At 67.2% G+C, this 19722-nt stretch carries 17 protein-coding genes; 13 read left to right on the top strand and 4 right to left on the bottom strand.

Annotation, left to right across the window (positions count from 1 at the left end; all coding sequences use genetic code 11):
• The first annotated feature begins 32 nt into the window (after positions 1–32).
• The 11 genes from C7401_RS32750 (at position 33) to C7401_RS32700 (ending at position 12936) form a co-directional block, all read left to right on the top strand.
• The gene (locus C7401_RS32750) at positions 33–863 is read left to right on the top strand and encodes an SDR family NAD(P)-dependent oxidoreductase (RefSeq protein ID WP_112175774.1); all 831 of its coding nucleotides are present in this window, start codon (positions 33–35) and stop codon (positions 861–863) included.
• 39 nt (positions 864–902) lie between these two features.
• The gene (locus C7401_RS32745; protein ID WP_112175772.1) at positions 903–2051 is read left to right on the top strand and encodes an acyl-CoA dehydrogenase family protein; all 1149 of its coding nucleotides are present in this window, start codon (positions 903–905) and stop codon (positions 2049–2051) included.
• Positions 2052–2087: 36 nt separating this feature from the next.
• Positions 2088–3284: an acyl-CoA dehydrogenase family protein gene (locus tag C7401_RS32740; protein WP_112175771.1), complete on the top strand. Its 1197-nt coding sequence runs from the start codon at positions 2088–2090 to the stop codon at positions 3282–3284.
• 9 nt (positions 3285–3293) lie between these two features.
• Positions 3294–4427, top strand: a complete 1134-nt coding sequence (locus tag C7401_RS32735; protein ID WP_112175769.1) for an acyl-CoA dehydrogenase family protein — start codon at positions 3294–3296, stop codon at positions 4425–4427.
• 61 nt (positions 4428–4488) lie between these two features.
• On the top strand, positions 4489–5283 hold the full coding sequence (locus tag C7401_RS32730) for an enoyl-CoA hydratase/isomerase family protein (protein WP_112175767.1): 795 nt from the start codon (positions 4489–4491) through the stop codon (positions 5281–5283).
• Between the two features lie 180 nt (positions 5284–5463).
• The gene (locus C7401_RS32725; RefSeq protein WP_112175765.1) at positions 5464–6360 is read left to right on the top strand and encodes a TauD/TfdA dioxygenase family protein; all 897 of its coding nucleotides are present in this window, start codon (positions 5464–5466) and stop codon (positions 6358–6360) included.
• 36 nt (positions 6361–6396) lie between these two features.
• The gene (locus tag C7401_RS32720) at positions 6397–7827 is read left to right on the top strand and encodes an aldehyde dehydrogenase family protein (RefSeq protein ID WP_112175763.1); all 1431 of its coding nucleotides are present in this window, start codon (positions 6397–6399) and stop codon (positions 7825–7827) included.
• Positions 7824–9521, top strand: a complete 1698-nt coding sequence (locus C7401_RS32715) for a GMC family oxidoreductase (RefSeq protein ID WP_112175761.1) — start codon at positions 7824–7826, stop codon at positions 9519–9521. Before C7401_RS32720 ends, C7401_RS32715 begins: the two co-directional genes overlap by 4 nt.
• Positions 9522–9613: 92 nt before the next feature.
• The gene (locus C7401_RS32710; RefSeq protein ID WP_112175759.1) at positions 9614–10897 is read left to right on the top strand and encodes an MFS transporter; all 1284 of its coding nucleotides are present in this window, start codon (positions 9614–9616) and stop codon (positions 10895–10897) included.
• A gap of 113 nt (positions 10898–11010) precedes the next feature.
• Positions 11011–12126, top strand: coding sequence for a porin (locus C7401_RS32705; RefSeq protein WP_112175824.1), 1116 nt, complete (start codon positions 11011–11013; stop codon positions 12124–12126).
• A gap of 192 nt (positions 12127–12318) precedes the next feature.
• Complete coding sequence (locus C7401_RS32700) at positions 12319–12936, top strand: histidine phosphatase family protein (RefSeq protein ID WP_112175757.1); 618 nt, start codon at positions 12319–12321, stop codon at positions 12934–12936.
• Positions 12937–12946: 10 nt separating this feature from the next.
• Here the strand turns inward: C7401_RS32700 and C7401_RS32695 are convergent, their stop codons facing one another.
• Positions 12947–14056 carry a serine hydrolase gene (locus C7401_RS32695; RefSeq protein ID WP_112175755.1) on the bottom strand — a complete coding sequence of 370 codons (1110 nt, stop codon included), beginning with the start codon at positions 14054–14056 and terminating at the stop codon, positions 12947–12949.
• A 272-nt stretch (positions 14057–14328) separates the two neighbouring features.
• Here C7401_RS32695 and C7401_RS32690 point away from each other — a divergent pair, with 272 nt between their 5' ends.
• Positions 14329–15012 (top strand): MarC family protein, encoded by a 684-nt coding sequence (locus tag C7401_RS32690; protein ID WP_112175753.1) that lies wholly within the window; start codon positions 14329–14331, stop codon positions 15010–15012.
• A gap of 48 nt (positions 15013–15060) precedes the next feature.
• Here the strand turns inward: C7401_RS32690 and C7401_RS32685 are convergent, their stop codons facing one another.
• Positions 15061–15936, bottom strand: coding sequence for a LysR family transcriptional regulator (locus tag C7401_RS32685; RefSeq protein ID WP_112175751.1), 876 nt, complete (start codon positions 15934–15936; stop codon positions 15061–15063).
• Positions 15937–16090: 154 nt separating this feature from the next.
• On the opposite strand from C7401_RS32685, the gene C7401_RS32680 reads away from it, so the two are divergent.
• Positions 16091–17164: an alkene reductase gene (locus C7401_RS32680; protein ID WP_112175750.1), complete on the top strand. Its 1074-nt coding sequence runs from the start codon at positions 16091–16093 to the stop codon at positions 17162–17164.
• A 24-nt stretch (positions 17165–17188) separates the two neighbouring features.
• Here the strand turns inward: C7401_RS32680 and C7401_RS32675 are convergent, their stop codons facing one another.
• Both C7401_RS32675 and C7401_RS32670 read right to left on the bottom strand, forming a co-directional pair.
• A complete protein-coding gene (locus C7401_RS32675; protein WP_112175748.1) occupies positions 17189–17992 on the bottom strand; it encodes a sulfite exporter TauE/SafE family protein in 804 nt (267 codons plus the stop codon).
• 32 nt (positions 17993–18024) lie between these two features.
• A complete protein-coding gene (locus C7401_RS32670; RefSeq protein WP_112175746.1) occupies positions 18025–19680 on the bottom strand; it encodes a bifunctional protein tyrosine phosphatase family protein/NAD(P)/FAD-dependent oxidoreductase in 1656 nt (551 codons plus the stop codon).
• Positions 19681–19722: the final 42 nt, after the last annotated feature.

Genomic DNA, 19722 nt, shown 5'->3' with positions numbered 1-19722 from the left:
ACCCCTATCCATGAACAAGGAGTAGACAAAACATGAGCAAACTGACTGGCAAGGTCGCTATCGTATCGGGTTCGGGCCGCGGCATTGGCCGCGAGATCGCGTTGAAGCTCGCGAGCGAGGGCGCGGCGATCGTGGTCAACGATCTGGACGCGGAACCCGCGCAAAGCGTGGTGGCCGAGATCGTCGCGGCGGGCGGCAAGGCGGTGGCCTGCGCGGGCAGCGTGACCGACGCCGATTTCGGCACGCGCTTCGTGGGCACGGCGCTCGAAGCGTTCGGGCGTCTGGACATCATCGTGAACAACGCGGGCTACACCTGGGACAACGTGATCCAGAAGATGAGCGACGACCAATGGAACGCCATCATGGACGTTCACGTGAGCGCGCCGTTCCGCATTCTGCGCGCAGCCGCCGACTACTTCCGCGAGAGCGCGAAGGCCGAGGCCGACGCGGGCCAGGAAGTGTTCCGCAAGGTCGTGAACATCTCGTCCGTTTCGGGCGTGATGGGCAACGCGGGCCAGGCGAACTACTCGGCCGCGAAGGCCGCGATCAACGGGCTTACCAAGGCGCTCGCGAAGGAGTGGGGCCGCTACAAGGTCAACGTCAATAGCGTGGCGTTCGGCCTCATCAAGACACGCCTGACCGAAGCCGTGGCGGGCGAGGGCAACAGTTCGACCATCGACATCGCGGGCCAGGAGATCAAGGTGGGCGTGAACGCGCAACTCATGAAGAACATCGAAGCGATGATTCCCGTGGGCCGTGGCGGCACGCCGGAAGAAGCCGCAGGCGCGGTGTATCTCATGTGCATTCCCGAATCGAACTACGTGTCGGGGCAGGTGCTGGTGGTCGGCGGCGGCCGTCCGTAATTTGCGCCCGCGCGCGCAGGCTTGACGAAGGAAACGAACATGGCTGAAAACCGCAGTCCGTGGATCACGGACGATCTCGTGCTGTTCCAGGATTCGATCCGCAAATTCATCGAGCGCGAACTCGCGCCCCATGAGGAACGCTGGTGGAAGCAGCAGCATGTGGACCGCGAGGTGTGGCGCAAGGCCGGCGAGTTCGGCATGCTCTGCGCGAGCATTCCCGAGGAGTACGGCGGCGGGGGCGGCACCTTCGCGCACGAAGCGATCATCGCGCTCGAACAGTCGCGCGCGATGGTGTCGAGCCTCGGCACGAACGTGCATAGCGGCATCGTCGCGCATTACATCCTGCGCTACGGCACCGAGGAGCAAAAGCGCAAGTGGCTGCCGAAGATGGCGAGCGGCGCAAGCGTGGCCGCCATCGCGATGTCCGAGCCGGGCGCGGGCTCGGACCTCAAGAGCATCAAGACGCGCGCGGTGCGCGACGGCGACCACTACGTCATCAACGGTTCGAAGACGTTCATCTCGAACGGGCTGCTCGCGGACCTGATTTGCGTGGTCGTCAAGACCGACCCGGCGCAGGGCGCGAGGGGCGTCTCGATCGTGGTGGTCGAAACCGACGATCTGCCCGGCTTCCGGCGCGGTCGCGTGCTCGAAAAGATGGGCCAGAAGGGCCAGGACACCGCGGAACTGTTCTTCGACGACGTGCGCGTGCCGTGCGCCAACCTGCTCGGCACGGAAGAGGGCAAGGGCTTCTACCAGTTGATGCAGCAGTTGCCGCAGGAGCGCATGATCATCGCGCTCGGCGCACTGAGCGCAATGGAAAAAGCGCTCGAAGTGACCACGGCATATGTGCGCGAGCGCAAGGTGTTCGGCGCGAGCCTGCTCGACATGCAGAACACGCGTTTCAAGCTGGCCGAATGCAAGACCCATGCGACCATCGCGCGCACGTTCATCGACGATTGCATGGCGAAGGTGCTGCGCGGGGAACTCGATGCGGAAACCGCGGCGATGGCGAAATGGTGGTGCACGCAACGAAGCTGCGAAATCATCGACGAATGTCTGCAACTGCATGGCGGCTACGGCTACATGATGGAGTACCCCATTGCGCGGCTTTACGTGAACGCTCGCGTGAGCAAGATTTTTGGCGGCTCCAACGAGATCATGAAGGAACTGATCGCCCGCACGCTGTAACGCAGCGCAGTCACGTCGTACCGAAAGGAGCACCAGATGGATTTGCGTTATACCGCAGCGGAACAGGCGTTCCGCGAAGAAGTTCGCGCTTTCATGCGGGAGAATCTGCCCGCCGATATCCGCGAGAAAGTGCTCGGGCACCAGCGCGTGGAGAAAGACGACTACGTGCGCTGGCATCGCATCCTCAACGCGCGCGGCTGGGGCGCGCCAACGTGGCCCAAGGCGCACGGCGGCACGGGCTGGAATGCGCTGGAGCGGCTGATCTTCGAGATCGAGACGCTCAGCGCGGGCGCGCCGCGCCTCCTGCCGTTCGGCCTCACGATGATCGGGCCGGTGCTCATGAAATACGCGAGCCCGTCCATGCAGGAGCGCTTCCTGCCGCGCATTCCGGATGTCGACGACTTCTGGTGCCAGGGCTACTCGGAGCCGGGCTCGGGATCGGATCTCGCCTCGCTGAAAACGCGCGCCGTGCGCAAGGGCGACAAGTACATCGTGAACGGGCAGAAAACCTGGACCACGATGGCGCATTTCGCCGACTGGATTTTCTGCCTCGTTAGAACGGACTCCGAAGCGAAGCCGCAGGAAGGCATTTCGATGCTGCTGATCGACATGAAGTCGCCGGGCGTCACGGTCCGGCCGATCGTCACGCTCGACGGCGGCCACGACGTGAACGAGACCTGGTTCGAAGACGTCGAGGTGCCCGTGGAGAATCTCGTGGGCGAGGAGAACCGCGGCTGGACCTATGCGAAGTATCTGCTGGGCCACGAGCGCACGAGCATTGCGGGCATTGGCCACTGCTATCGCGAACTGCGCCAGTTGAAGCACTACGCCGCGCAGGGCGCCGATGGCAAGGGCGGCCGCATGCTCGACGACGCGCGCATGCGCGACAAGATCGCGCGCCTGGAAATGGACCTCATGGCGCTGGAAATGCTATTGCTGCGCGTGGCGACGGCCGGCGGCGGGCGCGGGCCCGGCCCGGAAGCTTCGATCGTCAAGATTCGCGGCTCGGAACTGCAACAGGACATCGCCATGCTCCAGCAGGAAGTGGCCGGGCCGCACGGCTGGCCTTACGCGCCGCAATGGCTCGAGGCGGGCGCCCATGCGCCCGTTAGCGGGCCGCAATGGGCTCCGCCGGCGGCGTCCACCTACTTCGACATGCGCAAGACCTCGATTTACGGCGGCGCGACCGAGGTGCAAAAGAACATCATCGCGAAGATGATCATCGGCTTTTAGGACACGCATATGGACTTCACGTATAGCGAAGAGCAGCAAATGCTCGCAGACAGCCTGCGCCGCTTCGTCGAGAGCGAATATCCGTTCGCGCAGCGGCGCCGCCGGGCCCGCGAAGGCGCGAGCTTCGATCGCACGATCTGGTCGCAGCTTGCCGAAATGGGCGTGCTCGGCTTGACCACACCCGCGCAATATGGCGGCTTTGGCGAAGGCGCGGCGAGCCGGCTCGTGGTGCAGCGCGAACTGGGCCGCGCCCTCGTGCAGGAGCCGGTGGTCCCGTGCAGCGTGATGGCAACGGCGATACTCGCCGCCCATGGCAGCGCGGCGCAGCAGGACCGCGTGCTTGGCGCGATGGCAACGGGCGCGCAGATCGTCGTGCCCGCGTATGCCGAGGCCGCGTCGCGCTACCGCCTCGACGCAGTCGCCACGCGGGCCGCGCCGGTGGGGCGCGGCTACGTGCTCGACGGCGCGAAGGCGCTGGTGTGGCATGGCGAAATCGCTGACGCCTTTATCGTCAGCGCGCGCGTGGGCGACCCTGCCACGGGCGAAATCGCGCTGTTCCTCGTGCCGCGCGAAAGCCGTGGTGTGAGCGTGACGGGCTATCCGACCATGGACGGCCAGCGTGCGGCCGACGTGAAACTCGACGCCGTTGCGCTTGGCGCCGATGCGTTGATCGGCGCGCCGGGAGAGGGCGTGGCCGCGCTCGCGCATGGTGTGGACCACGGCATCGCCGCGCTGTGCGCCGAAGCGGCCGGTGCGATGGAGCGGCTCATCGAGATCACGGCCGAGTATCTGCGCACGCGCCGCCAGTTCGGCCAGCCGCTGGCCGCTTTCCAGGCGCTCCAGCACCGTATGGCGGACATGGTCGTGCAAAAGGAGCTTGCGCTCTCCATGGCCTACGTGGCCGCGCAGGCGCTGGACGAGCCCGATGCGCGCAAGCGCCGCCGCATGCTCGCGGCCGCGAAGGTCACGGTGGCAAAGGCCGGGCGCTTCGTCGGCCAGCAGGCGGTGCAACTGCACGGCGGCATGGGCATGACCGACGAGCTGGAAGTGGGCGACTATTTCAAGCGTCTCACGATGTTCGATCCGCTGCTCGGCGACAGCGACCATCACACGGCGAGCTACGCCGAGGCGATGGAAGACTGAAACACGCACGCCGCCCCGCCATGCGCGGGGCGGTTCTCCATCCGGACCGGACTTCCAAAGAATGATCAGGACTACCATTGAAAATGGCGTCGCTACGCTGACGCTCGACAATCCCGGCCGCAAGAACGCCCTGAGCGCCAGCGCGCTCGGCGAGCTTGCCGACGCCGTCGAATCGCTGAACCGCGACGCCACGGTGCGCGCGCTCGTGCTTTGCGGCGCGGGCGGCGACTTCTGTGCGGGCGGCGATGTAAGTGCGATGCAAGGTGGCGCGCAAGTGGACACGGCTTCGGTGCGCCGCCGCATGATCGAAAGCCAGCGCCCATGCGCGGCGCTCGCGGCCTTCGACAAGCCCGTGATCGCCGCAGTGGATGGCGTTGCCTACGGTGCGGGCTTCAGCCTCGCGTTGATGGCCGATTTCATCGTCGCGAGCGATCGGGCGTGCTTTTGCCTTGCCTTCGCGCGCATGGGCCTGTTGCCCGACCTCGGGGCGCTGCATACGCTGCCGCGTATGATCGGCGCGCAGCGCACGCGCGAACTCGTTTATTCGGCGCGCGAATTGCCCGCGCGCGAAGCGCAAGCGCTCGGCCTCGTGCTCGACGTGCTGCCCGCCGAGGCGCTGGGCGCCCGCGCACAGGAACTCGCGCTTGCCATGAGCACGCAATCGCCCGAAGCGTTCGCCATGACCAAGCGTCTGCTCGCGCAGACGTTCGAGCGCGACTTCGGCGCGCTGCTCGACGCCGAAGCGGGCGCACAGGCCATTGCGTTGACGTCGCCCTATCTGCGCGAGGCTGCGGCGCGTTTTGCCCGCAAGGAGCCGCCTGCATTCCGTTGGCCGCGCAACGACATCAAGGCTTGAGCCCCCGCCCGAAAGGAGGAGGCCGCGGGCAAACCCTTGCTCCGTTCGAAGGACCGCAAGGCGCATGCGTAGTTCCTGCGTTAGGACCACGACAGCGATTTGTGTCCGCCCTAAGGTAACACCATTGCAGGTCAATTAGATAAGGCGCGGGCCAGGCCCGCGCCATAACGGAGACACGACATGACGAATGCGATTGCGGCGCACGCCGCCACGCAGCCTTGCGCGCCCGCGCGCTTCACGCTCGAAGCCGTTTCGCCCGCGATCGGGGCGGAAGTGGCCGGCATCGATCTGCGCGAGACGCTCGACGAAGCGACCATCGCCGCGCTGCGCGCGGCGCTCGTGCAGCACAAGGTGCTGTTCTTCCGCGACCAGGACATCACGCCCGCCCAGCACGTGGCGCTGGCGCGCCGCTTCGGCGAACTCGAAGTGCACCCGGTGTTCCCGCATCACGCCGACCATCCCGAACTCGTGCTGCTGGGCGGCACGCAGGCTTCGAAGGCGCGCGAGAACATCTATCACTCGGACGTGTCCTGGCGCGAGATTCCCTCGATGGCGTCGATGCTGCGCTGCATGGAATGCCCGCGCAGCGGCGGCGACACGATCTGGGTGAACATGGCGAAGGCCTATGCGGAACTGCCCCAGGCGGTGAAGGATCAGCTTGCCGATCTCGAAGCGGTGCACGACATCATGCCGTCGTTCGGCTCGCGCATGTCGGCCGAAGAACGCGCGGCGAACCGCGCGAAGTTTCCCGCCGTTACGCACCCCGTCGTGCGCACGCACCCTGAAAGCGGCGAAAAGATCCTCTACGTGAACGAGGGCTTCACGACCCATCTCGCGAATTATCTGAGCAAGGGCACGTTCCGCGTGGGCTTCGACTACCGCTACGGCGAATTCGAACTGCTCCAGTACCTGTTCCGCCAGGCCGCCGTGCCGGAGTATCAGGTGCGCCTGCGCTGGGAGCCGAACACCATCGCGTTCTGGGACAACCGCTCGACCCAGCACTACGCCATTCAGGACTACTTCCCGGCCGTGCGGCGCATGATGCGCGCGACGATCATCGGCGACAAGCCGTTCTGACGCCCCGCGCGTTCCATTCGAAAGGAAACCTTTGCCGTGCACAAACTCGACACGTACTACATTGGCGGCCAGTGGGTCGCGCCCGCGCCAGGCGGGCAACTTCATGAGATGGTGTGCCCCGTTACCGAGACCGTGACGGGCACCGTGCACCTGGGCACGCAGGCCGACGTCGAGCGTGCCGTCGCCGCCGCGCGCGCGGCCTGGCCGGCGTGGTCGGCCACGAGCGTGGCGAGCCGCGTGGCGCTGCTCACACGGATCATCGAGTGCTATACCGCTCGCTACGAGGAACTGGCGGGCGCGGTGAGCACCGAAATCGGCGCGCCGGTCAAGCTGAGCCATGAATTGCAGGTGCGCGTGGGTCTCGCCCAGTTGCAAAGCGCGCGCGCCGCGCTCGAATCGTTCGAATTCGCCGAGCGGCGCGGCACGACCGAGATCGTGCGCGAAGCGGTGGGTGTGGTCGCGCTCATCACGCCGTGGAACTGGCCGCTCAACCAGATCGCGGCGAAAGTCGCGCCCGCGCTTGCGGCGGGCTGCACGATCGTGCTCAAGCCATCGGAAATCGCGCCGCTCGACGCACGCCTTTTCACTGAAATCCTGCACGAAGCCGGTGTGCCGCCGGGCGTGTTCAATCTGGTGTACGGCGACGGCGCGACCGTGGGCGCGGCGCTTTCCAGTCACCCGGACGTGGACATGGTGTCGATCACCGGTTCCACGCGCGCGGGCGCGCAGATCGCCACGAACGCGGCGGGCACGGTCAAGCGCGTGGCGCAGGAACTGGGCGGCAAGTCGCCCAACCTCGTGTTCGACGACGCCGATCTGCCCACGGCCGTGAAAGCGAGTGTGCTGGCCTGCATGCTCAATTCGGGGCAAACGTGCATCGCGCCCACGCGCCTGCTCGTGCAGCGCAAGCACTACGAAACTGCCGTGGAAGTTGCGTCTGCAACGGCCAATGCGCTGAAGGTGGGCGATCCCGCCGCGCCGGACACGATTCTCGGCCCCATTTCCAATCGTGCGCAGTACGAAAAGGTGCAGCACATGATCGCCGTCGGCGTGGAAGAGGGCGCGCGCCTCGTGGCCGGTGGACCGGGCCGCCCGGCGCATCTGTCGCGTGGCTTCTTCGCGCGGCCGACCGTGTTCGCCGACGTGCGCAATGACATGGCGATCGCGCGCGAGGAGATTTTCGGGCCGGTGCTCGCGATCCTGCCGTTCGACACGGAAGAGGAAGCCATCGCCATCGCCAACGACACCCCGTATGGCCTCGCCGCCTATGTCTGGTCGGGCGATGCGGCGCGTGCGCGCCGCGTGGCCGCACGGCTGCGCGCGGGCAGCGTGCAGATCAACGGCGCGAAGATGGATCTCGCCGCGCCGTTCGGCGGCATGAAGGCATCCGGCAACGGTCGCGAGCACGGTGCGTACGGGCTTGCGGAATTCCTCGAATACAAGCAGATCACCGGTTGCGCGCAATGAATCGAACGGCAGAGAAGGGGAACGCAACGCGCGTGGCGGAGCTGGAATTCGACTACGTGGTGATCGGCGCGGGCTCGGCGGGTTGCGCGATCGCCGCGCGCCTCGCGGACGCTTCGAACGCGAGCGTCGCGCTCGTCGAGGCGGGGCCGAGCGATCATCACTATTCGGTGTGGGCGCCGCTCGGCATTGCGGCCACGGTGCCGCGCGCGGGTCCGCGCAACTATGCGCTGCATACGGAGCCGCAGGCGGGGCTGCTCGGCCGCCGCTCGTATCAGCCGCGCGGGCGCGGGCTCGGCGGCAGTTCGTCGATCAACGGCATGGTTTATATACGCGGTCATCGCGTGGATTTCGATGCGTGGGCCAACGCGGGTTGCACGGGCTGGGCGTACGAAGACGTCCTCCCGTATTTCCGGCGCAGCGAAGCGAACGAGCGTTGCGCAGACGGTCACGAGAGCGCGTATCACGGCGCGGGCGGGCCACTGCATGTGAGCGAGTTGCGCTCGCCCAATCCGTTTTCGCGGCACTTCATCGACGCCGCCTTGCAGGCCGGGCTGAAGCCGAACCCCGACTTCAACGGCGCGGAGCAGGAGGGCGTCGGGCTCTACCAGGTCACGCAGCGCAACGGTGAGCGCTGGAACACAGCGCGCGCGTATCTGCATGGCGGCCATCGCGCCGACATCGCGCACAACGGCGGCCGCGAGCGGCTCGCGGTGCTGACCGAGGCACAGGCGCAACGCATCGTGTTCGAAGGCGCGCGCGCGGTAGCGGTCGAGATCGTGCGCGGCGGGCAGACGCAACGCGTGCGCGCACGCCGTGAAATCGTGCTGAGCGCGGGCGCGTTTCACTCGCCGCAATTGCTCATGGCCTCGGGCATCGGACCGGCCGCGCATCTGCGCGAATTCGGCATCGATGTCGTGCACGACGCGCCGCAGGTCGGCCAGAATCTGCAAGACCACCTGGACATCATCGTCAACAAGCAGGTCGCCTCGACGGAGTTGTTTGGCCGCTCGGTGCCGGGCCTGCTGCGCCTCGCGCGCGAGATTCACCGCTACCGGCGCACCCGCACGGGCATGGTCACCTCGAACCTGGCCGAGGCGGGTGCGTTCGTGCGCAGCGCGCCGGGACTCGCCGCCCCCGACCTGCAACTGCATTTCGTGCCCGCGATGCTCGGCAACCGCGGCGAAGGCAAGCCGCCGCGCGGGCACGGCTACTCGTGCCACGCCTGCGTGCTGCGGCCTCACAGCCGCGGCGAAGTGCGCTTGCGCTCGCCGCATATGCACGACGCGCCCGCGATCGACCCGCGCTTTCTCGCCGACGAGCGCGACCTGGACGGCATGGTCGCGGGCGTCAAGCTGGTGCGGCGCATCTTCGCGCAGGAGGCGCTGGCTCGCCACGGCGGCCGCGAGCTTTTCACCGCCGGGATCGCTAACGGCGCGGCGGGCGACGACGCAAGCGACGAGGCCGTCCGCACCTTCGTACGCCGCAACGCGGACACGGTCTATCACCCGGTGGGCACCTGCCGCATGGGCGCCGATGCGCAGTCCGTGGTCGATCCGCAACTGCGCGTGCGCGGCGTGACAGGGCTGCGCGTGGTCGACGCCTCGATCATGCCGACGCTCGTGGGCGGCAACACCAATGCCGCCGCGATCATGATCGCGGAGAAAGCGGCGGACCTGATGCGCCAAACCGCCTGACGCGCGACGCGCAATCACAAGCCGATAGCTTTCAATTCTATTCGGATAACGAATTAAATTGAAAGGTTAGTTAAAACCCAGGGGCACGACTCATGCTTCAGATCGAACAACCCGTAGCCGCCCAGCGTGCCGTCCGTGCGCGCAGCGGCTGGGCCACGGTGGCCGTGCTGTTTCTCTTCATGGCGCTCAATTTCGCGGACAAAGCCGTGATCGGCCTCGTCGCGGTGCCGATGATGCGCGAGATGGGGTTGAGCGCCTCCCAGCTCGGCATGGTCGGCAGCGCGTTCTTCCTGCTGTTCGCGGTGTCGGCCATCGGCGTGGGGGCGATCGCGGACCGGCTCGATCCCACGTGGCTCCTTGCCGGGCTCGCGCTCGTGTGGGTCGCCGCGCAGGTGCCGATGATCTGGCCGGCGAGCTTCGCGACGCTGCTGGCGTGCCGCATCCTGCTCGGCGCAGGCGAAGGCCCCGCGCTGCCGCTCGCGATGCACGTGACCTACGAGGCCTTCGACGACCGGCAACGCAGCTTGCCCACGCTGATCGTGCAGCTAGGCGCGACGGCGGGCCTCGTGCTGGCCGGGCCCGCGCTCACGTTCGTCGAGCAGCGTTGGCACTGGCGCGCGACTTTCCTCGCGCTTGGCGTGGCCGGCGTGGCGTGGGTGGCGCTCTGGCTCGCGTTGCGTCTCGCGGGCGGCGGCCGCGCGCAAGCGCAGGCCTCCGGCGGCGCGCGGCCGGCCGCCCCGACATGGCGCGTGCTGCGCGCGCACTTCGCCCGCCCCATGGTCCTTTGCGTGCTGCTCCAGTCGTTCGTCGGTTATGCGGTCGTGGCTTGCGGCATTACGTGGATGCCCGTGTATTTCCGTCTCGGGCTGGGCATGCCGGCCGCGCGCGCGGGCTGGCTGTTCGGCCTCCAGGTCCTGTTGCAGGTGCCCGTCGGCTTCGCGCTCGCCTCGCTCTCGCATGCGCTTCTCAAGCGCAACGTCTCCACGCGTCTCGCGCGGGGCGTGCTCGTGAGCGCGTGCTGCGTGGCCGGCGGCGTGCTGTTGTGCGCCTCGCTCGCGGCGTGGCCGCCGCTCGTCAAGGTGGCGCTGGTCGGCGTGGCTTGCGCGTTCGCCACGCAGGTGTTCGCGTTCGGCCCGCAACTCGTGGCCGAGGTCGTGCCGGGCGCGAGCCGCGCCGCGATGCTGTCGTGCGTGCATGCGCTCGCCACCACGGCCGGCGTGTTCGCCCCGGCGCTGATGGGCCGTTTCGTCGATGCGATGCCGGGCGCGCGCGGCTTCGAATCCGGCTTCGGCATCACGGGCGCACTGCTCGCGGTGGCGGGCCTTGCGGGTTTCGTGTGGCTACGGCCCGCAAAGGAGGGGCAGGGGACGCGCTGACGCTTGCGCTTCCGATTGACATAACAGGTTTTTCTGGCAATTCGCAGTGCGCAGTGCAATCCATACCGCCATCGAGCGGAGACTGAAAACAGAAGAGGAGACAATGCATGCGTTTGAAGCTGATCAGCCGGAGCGTGATGGGCGCGATGTTCGCGATGGCCGCGGGTAGCGCCTGCGCCCAGACGAGCGTCACGCTCTATGGCGTGGCCGACACGTTCTTCCAGTACCTCAACAACGGCGGCAGCGCGTCCGTCTCGCAGCGCAGCGGCGGCTCGACGGGCTCGATGTTCGGCCTCAAGGGCTCCGAGGATCTGGGCGGCGGACTCAAGGCCAATTTCGTGCTCGAAAGCGGCTACAACATCAACAACGGCTCCGCCTTCGCCGATACGACCACCTTGTTCTATCGCCAGGCCTGGGTGGGCGTCGCGCACGCCGACTACGGCTCGCTCACGTTCGGGCGGCAGTATCAGCCGAGCTTCCGGGCCGTGTACCCGACCGACCCGTTCCGCGCCAACGAAGTGCTCTCGCCGCTCTCGGCGGCCGTGCTGGCGACCGACCGCAACACGCTTTCCACGCAGTACGCGGCGGGCCGCACGAGCAACGCCATTCTCTACGTTTCGCCGAAGCTCGCCGGGTTCCAGCTCAACGCGATGTATGGCTTCGCCGCGACCGTCACCCAGCCCGTGCCCGCCACGACGGGCAATATTCTCGACGTTTCCGCGACCTATACCGGCTATGGCCTGTTCGTCGGGCTTGCGTACATGAACGAGCACTCGGGTGTCGAGACCGTGCCGAGCCTGCCGTCCGCGCTCACGCTCGTGGGCACGGAGCACTACACGGCGGCGCTCGCGTACCGCATCGGCATCGTCAATCTTCAGGCCAACTACTCGTACGCCAGCCCCAAGACGCCGGCCGCGCATTCGCTCGCCGCCCTGATTGGCAGCGCGCATCCGTATAACATCACGGAAGTGGGTGCGTCGATTCAGGCGAGTTCGTTCGACTCGTTCCAGATCGCGGGCATTCAGCGCAATATCCACGGCATCAACGACGAGACGTTCGGCGTGGAGCTGGGTTACGAGCATCAGGTCTCGAAGCGCACGAGTCTTTACGCGCGCGCGGGTTATCTGAAGAACCACGGCGAGGCGACCATGAGCTGGCCCGGCGTGTCGGTCACGGCGCCGCATACGTCGCAGACTCTGGCGGTGGTCGGCATGTCGCATCTCTTCTGACGCGACTCTTCGAGCAATCGATTCGGACTGCCATGTAAAAAGCGTGGCGCCGCTCAGGTGGCGTCACGCGGCTTTCGATATGCCTTCATTTCTGGCCGTGCGTGCGCCATCGCAAAGGGCAAAGCCGCATCAAAACGGGTATGCTGCCGGGATCCCGCGCGCACCGCGCGGGGCTCGAACGCGGAGTTCACGATGTCTGCCAATCCTGCCGAAGTGTCCCCCGGCGTGCGCGAAGTCTGGTTGATCCGTCACGGCGAAACACTATGGAGCCGCTCGGGGCAGCACACCGGCAGCACGGATATCGCGCTCACCGAGCATGGGCGCGAGCAGGCGCGCTCGCTGGCCGCCACGCTCGGCGCGCAGCGTTTCGACGCCGTGCTGTGCAGCCCGATGGCGCGCGCCATCGAAACCTGCCAGCTTGCGGGTCTGGGCGCTCAGATGACGATCACGGCAGACCTGCACGAGTGGGACTACGGGATCTACGAAGGGCGCACCACAGCGGAAATCCATCGCACCGATCCCGGCTGGAGCGTATGGCATTCGCCCATTCCGCAAGGCGAGGATCTCGCGCGCGTTCAGGCGCGCGCCGCGATGGTGGTCGAAAACCTGCTCGCCATGCGCGGGCGCGTGGCGCTCGTTTCGCACGCGCATTTCCTGCGTGCGCTCGCGGGCTGCTGGGTGTCCGGTTCGGCGGCGCTCGGCGCGCATCTGTATCTCGACACGGCCTCGGTGAGCATACTGGGCTTCGACCACGAATGCCGCGCCATTCGCCGCTGGAATGCGCTGGGAGAAAGCCGCGCGCTCACCTGAGGCCCCGCGCTCATCGCAATGAGCAGGACAGCCAGTGCGCGATGCGCACGCCGTCCAGGCGCGAGCCTTCAGGCGTCGCGCTGCCCAGCATCGTGACGATCACGGGCCGGCGGCCGTGCACCATCACGCGCATGACCATGTTGTGCCCGGACTCGTTGATAAAGCCGGTTTTCTGCACGCTCGCGTGCACCTGCCCGTAGCGCACGAGGCGGTTGCTGTTCACATACTGCAACTGGCCGTTGCCGGTCGGCACGCGCTCCTCATGATCGATCGAATAGCGGCGGATCAGCGGATAGCCGTTGGCCGCGCGCACGAGGCTCGCCAGTTCGCGCGCGGTCGAAACGTTCTGCGGCGAGAGCCCCGTGCCGTTCACGAAATGCGTGTGCGGCATGCCGAGCCGGTGCGCCTTCGCATTCATCGCCGCGACGAACGCGGGGCGGCCGCCCGGATAGTCGCGGCTGAGCGCCGCCGCCGCGCGATTCTCCGAAGACATGAGCGCGACGTGCAGCAGGTTCGCGCGCGTGAGGCTCGCCCCCACGTCGAGGCGCGAACCGGTGAACTTGAGCGTGTCGAGGTCGGCGGTCGTGATCGAGAGGTGGCGTTGCAGCGGCGCATGCGCGCTGTCGAGCCAGACCACGGCCGTCATCAGCTTCGACACCGAGGCAATGGGCGCGACAGCGTCGGCGTTGCGCGCGTAGAGCGGCGTGTGGGTGTTTTCGTCGACGACATAGACCGCATGCGAGAAGATCTTGCCGCGCGACGCAGGCGTGAAACCGCAGCGCGCGAGCAGGCGCGGCGCGTGTTCGCGCTTGCCGTGCGCGTGGGCCACGTGCTGCGGCGCTGTGGGCGGAGGGTGCTTCGGCTTCGCGCGTTTGGTGCGGCGCTTCGAGGTGGAGAGCTTGCTGGAGGGCGCGTCGGCGGGCGTGCTTCGATGCGCGGGCTTCTGCTTGTGCGCGACGCGCTTTTTCTTCTTCGGAGCGGCGTGGACCGTACGCGCCGAGGCGCTGTGGTGGGTGGCGGCGCTCGCCCCGGCGGGCACCGCCGCGGCAGCCAGGGCGGCAATGGCCAGGGAGAGGGCGAGCAGGCCGGGCAGCAATCGAGGTCGGGGCGCGAGGGTCATCGACGAAGAGACATGAGCATGGGGTCTGGAAGATGCGCGGGCGCGGCCGATACCAAAACCGCGCGTTGGACGCTGTGACGCTATTTTCGACGGTTTCGTTCGAGCCCGCGTGCGTGCCGAAGTTCCGCGCATGAGACCTTCGTCTTATTGAGCGCCCCATGCAGCGCTTCCTATACTCGCGGGATGCGGCGCAGCCTCGCGTCATCACGCGCCTGGCCGTCCCGAGGCGATCCGCCCACGGCGCTTGCGCCGTCGCACACAGGAAAACAGGGATGCTCACCCAACTCTCCGACACCTTCCTGCTCGTCTTCGCCGGCCTCTTTCCCGTCATCAATCCGCCCGCAGCAGGTTTCATCGTGCTCAGCCTCGTGCCTCAGGCGACGGCCAGCGAGCGCGCGTTTCTCGCGCGCATCATCGCGATCAACAGTCTCTTCATTCTGCTCGGTTCGCTGGTGATGGGCGCGTACGTGCTCTCGTTCTTCGGCATTTCGATCCCCGTGTTGCGGGTGGCGGGCGGCCTCGTGATCGCGTTCGCGGGCTGGAACCTGCTGCACAAATCAGCGGATGAAACGCGCAAGACGCCGGCCACGCCGACGCCCGACGCCGCGCGCAAGGCGTCGCTGCGCGCGATGGCCTTCTATCCCTTGACGCTGCCTGTCTCGGTCGGCCCCGGATCGATCGCGGTGGCGATCGCGCTGGGCACCGGGCGCCCGCGCGGCCATGTGCAGATCATCAACGCTGTCGGCGTGCTGCTGGCGTTGCTGGTTCTGTGCGGCTCGATTTACCTGTGCGTGCGCTTTGCGGGGCACATCGGCAAGCGGCTCGGGCCGGTGGGCACCGAGGTGCTCATGCGTCTGCTCGCGTTCGTACTGCTCTGCATCGGCATTCAGATTTTGTGGCTTGGGCTCGACGATCTGCTGGAGAGCGTGCCGCTCACCATCAGCATGAAACCATGACGATGGCCGCCGCCCGCGCAACCTGAGCGCCAGGAAAACGGGAGCGCGCTAGCGCGCGAGGCGCTCGCGCAGGAACTCGATGAAACGCTGCGTTTTCGCGGGCAGCAGACGCGTTTCCGTAATCGCGTAGATCGAGGTGGGCGCGCCGCGCCACCCTGGCAGGACCGGGCGCAGCGCCCCGCTCGCCAGTTCGTCGTCAACGACTTCGCGCGGCACCAGAAGAATGCCCATGTCGAGCGCGGCGAGCCGCCGGATCATGCCCACGCTGTTGAGCGCGAAGCGTCCGGACACCGGCACCGTGACCGTCCGCTTGCCGTCGTGCAAGGTCCAGGTGCCTGCTTTCAGGATGCTCAGGCATTCGTGCTGTTTGAGGTCGGCGGGTTTCCCCGGTTCGCCCGCCCGCTCGAGGTAGCCGGGCGACGCATAGAGGTGTGGCGTGAGGGAGGCCAGCGGGCGCGCGATCAGTTGCGAACTCTCCGACTCGCCCATGCGGATCGCCACGTCGAAGGGCTCGCTGACCAGATCGACGCGCCGGGGCGTGAGATCGAAATCGAACGCGATACCCGGATACAGGCCCGCGAACTCCACGATCAACGGCGCCAGGTAGGTCACGGCGAAATCCACCGGCAGCGAGACGCGCAATACGCCGCTCGGCTGGGCGAGCATCTCGCCAAGCTGTTCATGGGCGAGGCGCGCTTCGTCGACAATGCGCTTGCAGCGCTCGAAGTAGATCTGCCCCGCCTCGGTCAGCTCGATCTTGCGTGTCGTGCGATGCAGCAGCCGCAGCCCGATGGTTTTCTCCAGCGCGGTGATGCGCCGCGAGAGCGTCGAGTTCGGCATGCCGATCGCCTCGGCGGCGTGCCGAAAGCCGCGCGCCTTCACGACCTCCACGAAGAGGGCCATGTCGTTGAGGTAATCGTCCATGCGCATTGCTCCATCAGTGGATCAATGATATCCGAAATGCCGTATTTATCTCCCGCAGGAAGCGGACGATGATGTTCCTCATGGCAAGTGCACGGCGCGCCTGAAACACTCGCAGGCCGCCAGCGCCTGCATCCACCCATTCGAGGAATTCATCATGAGCCAACTGTTCGATCCGGTCCGCGTGGGCCGCCACACGCTGCAAAACCGCCTGGTGATGGCGCCGATGACGCGCTCGCGCGCGCAGTTCGACGGCACGCCGGGCGAGCTGGCCGCCCGCTATTACGCGCAGCGCGCAGGGGTCGGTCTGATCGTGACGGAGGGCACCCAGCCTTCGGACGACGGCCAGGGCTACTTGAGCACGCCGGGCATCTACACCGACGCGCATGTGGCGGGCTGGAAGCGCACGACCGACGCCGTGCACGCGAAGGGCGGCCACATTTTCATCCAGCTCATGCATGCCGGGCGCATGTCGCACCCGGACAACACGCCTCACCACCGGCCGGGTGTCGCGCCTTCCGCCATCGCGCCGGGCACGGGCATGTTCACCGTCAAGGGGATGCAGGACATTCCCGTGCCGCGCGCGTTGAGCACGGAGGAAGTGCGCCAGAGCGTTGCCGACTTCGCCTTCGCGGCGCGGCGCGCGGTCGAGGCGGGTGCGGACGGCGTCGAAATCCACGGCGCGAACGCGTACCTCATCCAGCAGTTCCTCGCGCCCAGCGCCAACACGCGCACCGACGAATACGGCGGCGCCATCGCGCATCGCGCCCGCTTCGCCATCGAAGTCGCGAGCGCCATCGCCGACGCAATCGGCGCGGATCGCACCGCCATTCGCCTCTCGCCCGGCACGACGCTGTGGGGCATCGACGAAGGCGTGGAGGGCCCGGATCTGTATCGCTATCTGGTCGCCGAACTCGACAAGCTCGGCCTTGCGTATCTGCACATCGCGCATCAGGGCGACGAGCCGTTGCTTGCCGACATCCGCAAACGCTGGCGCGGCAAGCTGATCCTGAATCGCCCTGGACGCCCGCGCGAGCAGGTGGGCGCGGACATCGCCGCGGGCGCGGCCGATCTGGAAGCCTATGGCTCGATGGTGCTCGCGAACCCGGATTTCGTCGAGCGCATCAAGGCCAACGCCCCGATGAACGAGCCGCGCCGCGAAGGCTTTTTTGGCGGCACGGAAAAGTTCTACACGGACTATCCGACGCTGGCCGAGGCCGAAGAGGCCTGAACGCGCGCGGGCAAAAGCCGCCTTTCACGCGAACACGGCTTTCGCCATCAGGCCCAGCGCCACGCACACCAGAATGGCCCCGAAGCCAAGCTGCACGTGATGCGCGGCGAGGCGATGGGAGGCAATGCGGCCGCTGAGCATGCCGGCGGCGGTGGCGATGCTGAACCACAACGCGACGTCGAACGGAAAGGCCGTGCCATGCAGGCTCGTTGCGAGCACGCCGCCGCTGCCCACCAGCGCGATCACCATGAGCGACGTTGCCACGATGCCGTGCATGGAGACGTCGGTGAGCTTGCGCATCATGGGGACGATGATGAAGCCGCCGCCCACGCCGAGCAGCCCCGTCATGAGGCCGGTGACCGAGCCGGTTGCCGCGAGCGCGAGCGCGGTGGGCCACGTCCAGTCGAAGCGTCCGGTGGCCGGATTGATATGCGCCACGCAAAGCGGCGAATGCTCCGGCGACGCCGTTTTGCGCTTGAGCGTTTGCCGCAGGAGCCTGAGCGCGACGAACAGCATCACGGCGGCGAACAGCACGAGCAAGAGCCGCTGGGGAAGGGCGCGCGCGAGGCGTGCGCCGAGCAACGTGGTCGGCACGCCCGCCGCTGCCATGAAAAACGCCGCGCGATAGCGCACGAGGCGCTTGCGGAACGCTTCGAGCGCGCCCACCGCCGCGCTGCCCGCCACCGCGACGAGCGCGACGGGCGTGGCCTGCTGCATGGGCCAGCCCATGCCGAACACCAGCGCGGGCACGGCGAGGATGCCCCCGCCCGCGCCCGTGAGGCCGAGAATGGCGCCCACCACGGCGCCGAGTAAAAGCGAGACCAGCATCGATCACCTCGAGGACGGCAAGCGGACCAGAATCAGTCGGTCACCTGGGGTTGCACGAACCACTCGCGGCCCTTGAGCATGCCTTTCCAGTAAAGCGGCGGCAGGATGCGCTCTTTCATCAGCCAGGCGAGCCGCGACGGATGCTTGCCGTCGATGAGCCAGGTGGGGAAGGTCGGCGCGACCTTGCCGCCGTAGAGGAATTCGGCCAGCACGATCTTGCCGCGCTCCACCGTGAGCGGGCACGAGCCGTAGCCGTCATAGGACGCCTCGCCACGCTTCACGCCCAGCGCGGCCAGCACGTTGTGCGCGACCACCGGGGCCTGCTTGCGCGCCGCCGCCGCCGTTTTGGCGTTCGACGTACTGGACACGTCGCCCAGCGCGTAGACGTTCTCGTAGGCCTTGTGGCGCAAGCTGCCCGGATCGACATCGACCCAGCCTGCCGCGTCGGCGAGCGGACTCACGCGGATGAAATCGGGCGCCTTCTGCGGCGGCACGACGTGGAGCATGTCGAAACCCGTCGTGAACGTTTCGCTGCCGCCGCCGGGCAGTGCGCGCGCGAAGGTGGCCTGCTTCGCTTCGCCGTCCACGGCCGTGAGGTTCATGCCGAAGTTCAGATCGATGCCGTACGACTCGACATACTTCATCAGGGCGGGCACATAGTCGGCCACACCGAAAAGCGCCGCGCCCGCGTTGAAAAATTCCACCTCGATCTGGTCGAGCCGGCTGCTGCGGCGCCAGTGATCGCACGAGAGATACATGGCCTTTTGCGGCGCGCCCGCGCATTTGATCGGCATGGGCGGCTGCGTGAAGAGGGCGCGGCCGCCCTTGAGCTGCTGCACCAGTTCCCACGTATAGGGCGCGAGGTCGTAACGATAGTTGGACGTCACGCCATTGCGCCCGAGCGTTTGCGCGAGGCCATCGATCGCGTTCCAGTCGAGCTTCAGGCCGGGGCAGACCACGAGCTGCCGGTAGGTCACGACGCGGCAGCCTTCCAGTATCACGGCGTTCGCGGCGGGTTCGAACGCGGCCACCGCCGCCTTGATCCAGCGTACGTTGCGCGGGAGCACGCCGCCCATGGGGCGCGCGGTTGTTTCCGGGTGGAACACGCCTGCGCCGACCATGGTCCAGCCGGGCTGGTAGTAATGCACGTCGGCGGGATCGATGATGGCGATGTCGAGATCGGGCGCGCGGGCGAGCAGGCTCGACGCCGTGGCGACACCCGCGGCCCCCGCGCCGATGATCACGACGTCATGCTGATCGTCGGCGCTCGCGCGCGGCGAACCGATGCGGCGCGTGAGTCCGCTGAGATCGACGCCGGCGCGCTTGCCCGCGGCGAGAATCTCGACGAGCGGCATGGCGGGCGCGCTGGCGAGCGCCCACAGCGTGGCCGAGCGCATGCCGCTGCGGCAGTAGGCGAGCAGGGGACGCGGCAGGGTTTCCAGATAGCCGCGAAACCGTTCGGCATCCTGATCGCTGACTTTGCCCGTTTCCACGGGAAGGTAATGCGCCTCGATGCCGAATTGACCGGCCGCCTGCTCGATTTCAGTGAAGGTGGGCTGGTCCGCGCCTTCGCCGTCGGGGCGATTGCAGATGATCGCGCGAATGCCCATCTCGCGCAGCGCGGGCAGATCGGCGACGTGGACCTGCGGGGAAACGGCGAAGGTGTCCGTGAGCTTCTTGAGTTCCATGCTTGCCTCTTGTGCTTTCTCTTGTACGTTCTCTTGTGCGTT

Source organism: Paraburkholderia unamae (assembly GCF_003268775.1).
In the GTDB taxonomy this organism is placed as follows: domain Bacteria; phylum Pseudomonadota; class Gammaproteobacteria; order Burkholderiales; family Burkholderiaceae; genus Paraburkholderia; species Paraburkholderia unamae.
Note: the sequence above shows the minus strand (reverse complement) of the source record. Positions and strands in the feature narration are given on the sequence as shown.

What these genes read in the sequence shown, in the direction of transcription:
- C7401_RS32695 (WP_112175755.1), bottom strand. Translation starts at nt 14,056, where the DNA reads ATGACCCTCGCGCCCCGACCTCGATTGCTGCCCGGCCTGCTCGCCCTC.
- C7401_RS32670 (WP_112175746.1), bottom strand. Translation starts at nt 19,680, where the DNA reads ATGGAACTCAAGAAGCTCACGGACACCTTCGCCGTTTCCCCGCAGGTC.
- C7401_RS32715 (WP_112175761.1), top strand. Translation starts at nt 7,824, where the DNA reads ATGAATCGAACGGCAGAGAAGGGGAACGCAACGCGCGTGGCGGAGCTG.
- C7401_RS32725 (WP_112175765.1), top strand. Translation starts at nt 5,464, where the DNA reads ATGACGAATGCGATTGCGGCGCACGCCGCCACGCAGCCTTGCGCGCCC.
- C7401_RS32680 (WP_112175750.1), top strand. Translation starts at nt 16,091, where the DNA reads ATGAGCCAACTGTTCGATCCGGTCCGCGTGGGCCGCCACACGCTGCAA.
- C7401_RS32685 (WP_112175751.1), bottom strand. Translation starts at nt 15,936, where the DNA reads ATGGACGATTACCTCAACGACATGGCCCTCTTCGTGGAGGTCGTGAAG.
- C7401_RS32675 (WP_112175748.1), bottom strand. Translation starts at nt 17,992, where the DNA reads ATGCTGGTCTCGCTTTTACTCGGCGCCGTGGTGGGCGCCATTCTCGGC.
- C7401_RS32750 (WP_112175774.1), top strand. Translation starts at nt 33, where the DNA reads ATGAGCAAACTGACTGGCAAGGTCGCTATCGTATCGGGTTCGGGCCGC.
- C7401_RS32735 (WP_112175769.1), top strand. Translation starts at nt 3,294, where the DNA reads ATGGACTTCACGTATAGCGAAGAGCAGCAAATGCTCGCAGACAGCCTG.
- C7401_RS32710 (WP_112175759.1), top strand. Translation starts at nt 9,614, where the DNA reads ATGCTTCAGATCGAACAACCCGTAGCCGCCCAGCGTGCCGTCCGTGCG.
- C7401_RS32690 (WP_112175753.1), top strand. Translation starts at nt 14,329, where the DNA reads ATGCTCACCCAACTCTCCGACACCTTCCTGCTCGTCTTCGCCGGCCTC.
- C7401_RS32740 (WP_112175771.1), top strand. Translation starts at nt 2,088, where the DNA reads ATGGATTTGCGTTATACCGCAGCGGAACAGGCGTTCCGCGAAGAAGTT.
- C7401_RS32700 (WP_112175757.1), top strand. Translation starts at nt 12,319, where the DNA reads ATGTCTGCCAATCCTGCCGAAGTGTCCCCCGGCGTGCGCGAAGTCTGG.
- C7401_RS32745 (WP_112175772.1), top strand. Translation starts at nt 903, where the DNA reads ATGGCTGAAAACCGCAGTCCGTGGATCACGGACGATCTCGTGCTGTTC.
- C7401_RS32730 (WP_112175767.1), top strand. Translation starts at nt 4,489, where the DNA reads ATGATCAGGACTACCATTGAAAATGGCGTCGCTACGCTGACGCTCGAC.